Consider the following 6,681-nt stretch of genomic DNA (forward strand, 5'->3'; position numbering starts at 1 on the left):
ATTTCGTTGCCGGCCATCGGATAGCGCCAGGCGAGGGTGCCGTCCCCGGACTCGGTCCATTCAAGTACGTCGATGAACTGCTTCTTGATGAAATCCATCAAACCCATGGCGGCTTCCCTTCAATTGATCCCCCGGAACTCCGGGTGCGGCGAATAATACGACGCACAAATCATTAGATGCCCCGGAGGTGTGAGTTGAGCGCGGATGCAAGCCTGAGTTTGGCCGTCATTGGCGCCGGCCCTGTAGGGCTTGCGCTTGCCTTGCATGCCGCGCGCGACCTGCCGCAGGCGCGAATTGCCGTCTTCGACGCCCGTCCGGCTGACAAGGATGTGTCTGGCGACCCGCGCACGCTCGCCCTGTCGCTCGGAAGCGTGCAACTGCTCCAGCGCGTCGAGGCGTGGAATTCGCAGGCGGCGCAGGAGATTCTGGAAGTGCATGTGTCACAGCAGCCGCCATCGCTGCCGGCAGTGCTGGGCGGGTTGATCCCCGAACCCGAGGTGCGCATCCGCGCCATTGACGAGGCAGTGCCCATGCTGGGCGCTGTATTGAGCTACGGAGCCATCGTCGCTCCGCTGCAACGGGCGTGGTTCGAGGCGGTGGCGAAGGAGCCCGGGCGTCTGTCGGCGCGCTTCGGAACCGAGGTGGCGGCCTTGAAGCACCTGCGCGACGGTGTCGAAGTCGATGCCGATATCGTTGAAAAGTTCGATCTGGCCGTCGTGGCAGAGGGCGGTGTCTTCTCGGGCCAGGTCCGCAAGCCCGTGACGCACGACTATCGGCAGACGGCCTGGGTAGGCACGGTCACGCTCGCCAAACCGAAACCCGGCGTGGCGTACGAGCGCTTCACCCGCAATGGGCCGGCGGCCCTGCTGCCTTTGAAAGACGGACGTGCCGGGCTGGTGTGGTGCGTGAACAGCGATGACGATTCGGTCGAGGGACTGAGCGACGAACAGCGCCTGATCGTATTGAACACCTTGTTCCATCCCGACGTCGGCCCCATCGCGCAGATGTCGCCGCTGAAGCGCTTTGCGCTCGGCCTCAACGCGGAACGTACGCTCACCAACGGCCGCACGGTGCGCATCGGCAATGCCGCACAGACGCTTCATCCGGTGGCGGGGCAGGGCTTGAACCTGGGGCTGCGGGATGCGTTTGAATTGGTGAGGGCGCTTGCCAACTCGTCGGACGTCGATGCGGTGCTGCGCCGCCTCGAATGGAAGCGCGGCCCAGACCGTTGGGCCATGATCGTCGCAACCGACTTCCTCGCGCGCAGCTTCACCTGGCATGTACCCGGCGCCGGCGCGGCGCGCGGACTCGGCATTGCCGCCTTGCAGGCACTTGGGCCAGCGAAGTCGGCCTTGGCGCGCCAAATGATGTTCGGGTCGCGCTGAAACTAGCGCCGAACGGAACGGCGAGCGGTGGGCTCTCAGCCTCTCAGCCGACCTCGTCGCGCTCCTTGAGCCGTTTGCAACTCTGATGCGTCGCCCATTGCGCTTGTGCACACTGAGTCTTCATGCATCGATAAAGCGAAAACTCCGTGCGCTTGCCGCAGGCTTCTCGCGGTCCGATCGAGGGCTTCGCTGCGGGTGCCGCCGAGTGCAGCTTCGCGGCCTTGCCAGGCACGCTGTCCTTTGATGGCGCCTTGACGGATGCTGTGCCTGCGCTGAACGCAGCCGCGGGCGCCTGACGTGTACGGGCCGGCGCCATGGTGGCCGGCGGCGGCGTCACGGGGGGCGCCAATGCCGACGCGGCCGGCGATGCTGCCGTAAGTTTTGCATCCGATGCCAGCGCTCGCGTCGGCTCAGCAGCCAAGGCCGGTGCAGCCACCTGTGACGCAGCCAGGGCGGGCACGGGAATCGGCGCTGTCTGCGCGACCTCTTCCAAGACCTTCCTGTCATCGGCGGGCTTGACGCCCACATCCCGCTTCACAGCCTGTTCGAACGCCGACTGCGCTGCTGACTCGTTTCGCTGCCGGTCCACCCACCACGCGCCTGTCCCGAGAGCGGCCAGCACCAGCGCGGCGCATCCCGTCGCCATGCGCCGCCGGTTCCGGCGATTGCGCTTCGCGAAGTCGAATGCTGCCGGATGCTCATCGGCGTGGGCGTCGAAATGGCCGTGCGGATCCTGTCCAACTCCGGCGCCAAGCGACACCGGTTCAAATCGCCTCGACTCGGCTGGCGGAGTCGGTGCCAGGACCGACATGAATGGTTCGTTGCCCGCAGGCGCACCGACGTCGGCATGGACGGACTCTGCGACCGCCGCATTCTCCGCGGCCGTCTCAGCCTCCGGCCTCACATAAAACGGCGCCCGCGCCGCGTCATCGTCCACCTCTTCGGCAGGATCTTCCATCGGCTCGAATTCCTCATCCCCACGCGACATCACCGCGTTCGGATGGTCGTCGAGCCTCTTGCGAAACTCCTGGATGCTTTGCGGGCGGTCTTCAGGGTTCACTTCGAGCGCCGCATCGATGGCCGTCAGGAACGACGGGCTGTAGTGCAAGCTCGGATACGTCACCTGCAGTCGCCGAACCATCGCGCCCATGGATTCGCGCACGAGCGCCGTGGTTGCCGGGCGCGGCATTTCACCGCTGATGCAGTACCTGACCACCGCGCCCAAGGCATGGATGTCTGTCCACGGCCCGATCGGCCGTTCGGGGGTGAGGTTCATGAGCTCGATCGGCGCGAACGAGGGCGTCAGCAGCGACATCAGCGCCCGCGCCCTGTCGCCCACCATCGCGCGCCGCGCCGTACTCAAGTCGAGAAGGATGGGGGTGTCGTCGGGCAGCAGGAGGATGTTCCAGGGCGAGACCTCGCGGTGGGTCACGCCGGCTTCATGCAGCGTCTCGAGCGCGCCAAGCAGCCCGTCGAGCAAGGCCCGCAGCGAGGCCTCGTCAGCAGGCGCGTCCATGGCCTCGCGCAGCGTGTACAGCGAGTTGCCGGCGTAGTAGGGCATCACGCGGTAAGCCGTGCCCTTGGACTGCCAGCTCCGCGTTACATGCAGAAGCGAAGGATGTTCGCAGCGTGCCAGCAATTGCGCCTCGTCGATGAAGGCGTTGCGCCCGCGGTCGAAGGCCTCGATGTGCGAGTCGGCGCGCACGAGCACCTGGACGCCGTCTTCGTCGCGTACGGCGAGGGTGTCCGGCATGTATTCCTTGATCGCGACGCGATGCTGCGCGGCGGGGTCGTAGGCGAGGTAGACGAAGCCGAACCCGCTGGCACCGATGACGCGCTCGATCTCGTAGCCTTCCAGCTTCGTGCCCGGCGCGAGCGCATCCGAACGGTTTGCTTCGAACCCCGGCGGATCGACCGGCGTGGCGCCCATTCCGGTCGGAGAAGACTCGGATGAAGGCGGCTGCCCCGGCAGGCCCTGCTTCCACGCGGGACTGATGGGGTCAATGTTGACGCGGGAGCGATCCATGATGCGAATGAAAGGTACTGCAAAGCCAGCTTACGTCGGGCAGGGCCGCGAATCTGTTCGGTTTTGTGTTTGTCTTTGCAGCGAAAACACCCTGGTGAGCCGAGGTAACCGCGCTCGGCACGACTATTCTTGTCGGCTGCGATTTTGCCAACTTCGACCGGTGGCGGAGCAAGTGAAGTGCGGGGAATCCCTGATTGCTCCCTGGGTCCAACACGGCGCTGCCGCACCCGCCGAGATCCGCTGAACCTTTCGACACAACGACAAGAATGACCGCCGCCGTCTTCCTCAAGCTCACCGCAATTTTCGTGATCGTGGGGGTGGGCTGGGTGGCCGGCCGGCTCAAGTGGCTGGGCGACAACGACCCGGCGCGCACGCTGTCGAACGCGGCCTTCTACGTCTTCATCCCGGCCCTGCTGTTTCGCACCACGGCGCGGGTGCAGTTCTCGACCATGCCGTGGGAGACTCTTGCGGCCTTCTTCGTGCCGGTGCTTGCGATGCTTCTGGTGGTCTACATCTGGCAAAAGCGCTGGAACCGCACCGGGCGATTGCCGGTCGCGGCGCCCAGCGTGCGGGCGATTTCGGCGACCTTCGGCAACACGCTGCAGATCGGCGTACCGATGGTGACGGCGCTCTTCGGCGAGGCGGGGCTGTCAATCCACATCACCATCATCAGCCTGCATGCGCTGACGCTTCTGTCGGTGCTGACGGCGCTCGTCGAATCGGACCTGGCCCGGGAACGCCGCCAACTCGGCCACTCGAACGCGCACCTGCTGCACACGGTGGGCACGACGGCGCGCAACACCATCATTCATCCGGTTGTGCTGCCGGTGCTGGCCGGGCTGGTGTGGAACGTGATCTTTCCGCCCCTGCCGGCGGTGATCGACGAGATCCTGCTCACCATGTCGCAAGCGGTCGTGCCACTGTGCCTGGTGCTCATCGGCATGTCTTTGGCCTACTACGGCGTTCGCGGCTCGGTCAAAGGGGCGATCATCATTTCGGCGCTGAAACTGCTGGTGCTCCCCGCCGTGGTGCTCGGCGTGGGGCATTGGGGCATGGGTCTCGATGGCACGGCACTTGCCGTCATCGTCATGGCGGCGTCCTTGCCGGTCGGATCGAACGCACTCATCTTCGCTCAACGCTATGAAGCGCAAGAGGCCGAAGCCACCGCCGCCATCGTGTTGTCGACCTTCGCGTTTGTCCTGACGGCACCGTTTTGGCTTGCGATCTTGAGCATGATCGTGTCACCAAGGTGACCTAGACCACTTCGGAAGCTCATGGGGAACTGGTGGTTGACCCCCGACGCTTTCCCTGAGAGAAATTGCACATGTGCGGGGATATCATCCCGCCCGTCCGCTCATAAAGCGGCCGTCTGTTCAAACGTTCGCAACAACATTCGAGGACGACCACATGACGATTCGCGGCTTCGCTTTCAAAGCCCTCGCGGTCGGCGCGCTCTTCGCCTGCGCCTCCACGAGCTTCGCGGCCAAGACCCTTGTGTACTGCTCCGAAGGCAGCCCCGAAGGCTTCAACCCCCAGTACTTCACCACCGGCACCACGGCTGACGCCTCCTCGGTGCCCATGTACAACCGCTTGGTGGAATTCGAGCTCGGCACGACCAACATCGTCCCCGGCCTCGCCGAAAGCTGGACGGCTGCACCCGACGGCCTCTCCTACACCTTCAAGCTGCGCAAGGGCGTCAAGTTCCACAGCAGTGCCAAGTTCACGCCTTCGCGCGACTTTGATGCCGACGACGTGCTCTTCTCGTACAACCGCCAGGCGGACCCGAATCACCCCTTTCACAAGACGACGCCGGGCCAGACCTACGCGTACTTCGAAGACATGGGCATGAAGGACATCGTCGACCATGTCGAGAAGGTCGATCCGATGACTGTCAAGTTCGTGCTGAAGAAGCCCGAGGCGCCCTTCATGGCCAACATGGCCATGGACTTCGCGTCCATCCTGTCGGCCGAATACGCCGAGAAGATGAAGGCCGCAGGCACCGTCGACCTGATCGACAAGGATCCCATCGGCACCGGCCCCTTCCAATTCGTGTCCTATCAGAAGGACGCGATCATTCGCTACAAGGCGAATGATCATTACTGGGGTGGCCGCCCCAAGATCGACAATCTGGTCTATGCCATCACGACCGACGCATCGGTGCGCTACGCCAAGCTCAAGACCGGCGAGTGCCATGTCATGGCCTTCCCCAAGCCAGCTGACGTGGCAGCAATGAAGGCCGATCCGAACATCAAGCTTGTTCAGCAAAACGGCTTGAATGTTGGCTACATCGCATTCAACGTCGAGAAGAAGCCCTTCGACAACAAGCTCGTTCGCCAGGCCTTGAACATGGCCGTGAACAATAAGGCCATCCTCGACTCGGTGTTCCAGGGGGCGGGCCAGCCGGCCAAGAACCCGATCCCGCCGACGCTGTGGGGCTACAACGACAAGGTCAAGGAATATCCATACGACCCGGCCAAGGCCCGGGAACTGCTCGCCAAGGCTGGCTACCCCAACGGTGCCGAAGTCGAACTCTGGTACCTGCCCGTGACGCGCCCGTACAACCCGGACGGCAAGCGCATGGCCGAGCTGATCCAGGCGGACTGGGAGAAGGTGGGCGTGAAGACCAAGCTCATCACCTTCGAGTGGGGTGAGTACCGCAAGCGCAGCAAGACGGGCGAGCAGCAGGTCATGATGTTCGGCTGGTCCGGCGACAACGGCGACCCCGACAACTTCTTTGTGCCCTTGCTCGGTTGCGCAGCGGTGAAGGGCGGAGGCAATGTTTCGCGTTGGTGCAACAAGGACTTCGAAGACGCGGTCCAGAAGGCCAAGCTCGCGACCAGGCAGGCCGATCGCGCAGCGCTCTACATGAAGGCGCAGGAAGTGGCGAGTGAGGAAGCGCCGTGGATTCCGATTGCCCACTCGGTGAGGTTTGACCCAGTGCGCAAGGAGGTGGTCGGCTACAAGATGGATGCCACGGCTCACCACTACTTTGACAAGGTGGATTTGGTACAGAAGTGATGCTGATTCAGGTGGGGCTGTGGGGCACGGGCCCTCACCCCAACCCTCTCCCGGAGGGCGAGGGAGATTGCTTGCGATGTGAATTTCAGATGCATCAGGGGAGATGGGGGTGATTTTTGAGAGACCCCTCACCCCAACCCTCTCCCCCCGCCCGGGGGAGAGGGAGCCGAAATGCGTTACTTCGAAGCGGGCCACAGCGAACTGGCCTGCATTGCTCCCTCGCCCCTTCGGGGAGAGGGCTGGGGTGAGGGG

At 64.0% G+C, this 6,681-nt stretch carries 4 protein-coding genes and 1 pseudogene; 3 read left to right on the forward strand and 2 right to left on the reverse strand.

Annotated features, from left to right (window positions below):
* A pseudogene (locus AC30NL_RS23280) lies at positions 1 to 107 on the reverse strand (SPFH domain-containing protein); the annotation flags it as partial.
* A gap of 87 nt (positions 108 to 194) precedes the next feature.
* Here AC30NL_RS23280 and AC30NL_RS23285 point away from each other — a divergent pair.
* Positions 195 to 1,385: an FAD-dependent monooxygenase gene (locus tag AC30NL_RS23285; protein ID WP_489466355.1), complete on the forward strand. Its 1,191-nt coding sequence runs from the start codon at positions 195 to 197 to the stop codon at positions 1,383 to 1,385.
* A 43-nt stretch (positions 1,386 to 1,428) separates the two neighbouring features.
* On the opposite strand, the gene AC30NL_RS23290 is transcribed toward AC30NL_RS23285, so the two are convergent.
* The gene (locus AC30NL_RS23290; protein WP_489466356.1) at positions 1,429 to 3,411 is read right to left on the reverse strand and encodes a serine/threonine protein kinase; all 1,983 of its coding nucleotides are present in this window, start codon (positions 3,409 to 3,411) and stop codon (positions 1,429 to 1,431) included.
* A 266-nt stretch (positions 3,412 to 3,677) separates the two neighbouring features.
* Here AC30NL_RS23290 and AC30NL_RS23295 point away from each other — a divergent pair, with 266 nt between their 5' ends.
* Together AC30NL_RS23295 and AC30NL_RS23300 are read left to right on the forward strand one after the other, a co-directional pair.
* The gene (locus AC30NL_RS23295; RefSeq protein WP_489466357.1) at positions 3,678 to 4,664 is read left to right on the forward strand and encodes an AEC family transporter; all 987 of its coding nucleotides are present in this window, start codon (positions 3,678 to 3,680) and stop codon (positions 4,662 to 4,664) included.
* A 154-nt stretch (positions 4,665 to 4,818) separates the two neighbouring features.
* A complete protein-coding gene (locus tag AC30NL_RS23300) occupies positions 4,819 to 6,429 on the forward strand; it encodes an ABC transporter substrate-binding protein (protein WP_489466358.1) in 1,611 nt (536 codons plus the stop codon).
* Positions 6,430 to 6,681: the final 252 nt, after the last annotated feature.

Source organism: Rhizobacter sp., assembly GCA_021153565.1.
GTDB lineage: Bacteria > Pseudomonadota > Gammaproteobacteria > Burkholderiales > Burkholderiaceae_C > Albitalea.

Excerpts from the sequence above, each read along its gene's own strand:
- AC30NL_RS23290 (WP_489466356.1), bottom strand. The coding sequence starts at position 3,411 with ATGGATCGCTCCCGCGTCAACATTGACCCCATCAGTCCCGCGTGGAAG.
- AC30NL_RS23295 (WP_489466357.1), top strand. The coding sequence starts at position 3,678 with ATGACCGCCGCCGTCTTCCTCAAGCTCACCGCAATTTTCGTGATCGTG.
- AC30NL_RS23300 (WP_489466358.1), top strand. The coding sequence starts at position 4,819 with ATGACGATTCGCGGCTTCGCTTTCAAAGCCCTCGCGGTCGGCGCGCTC.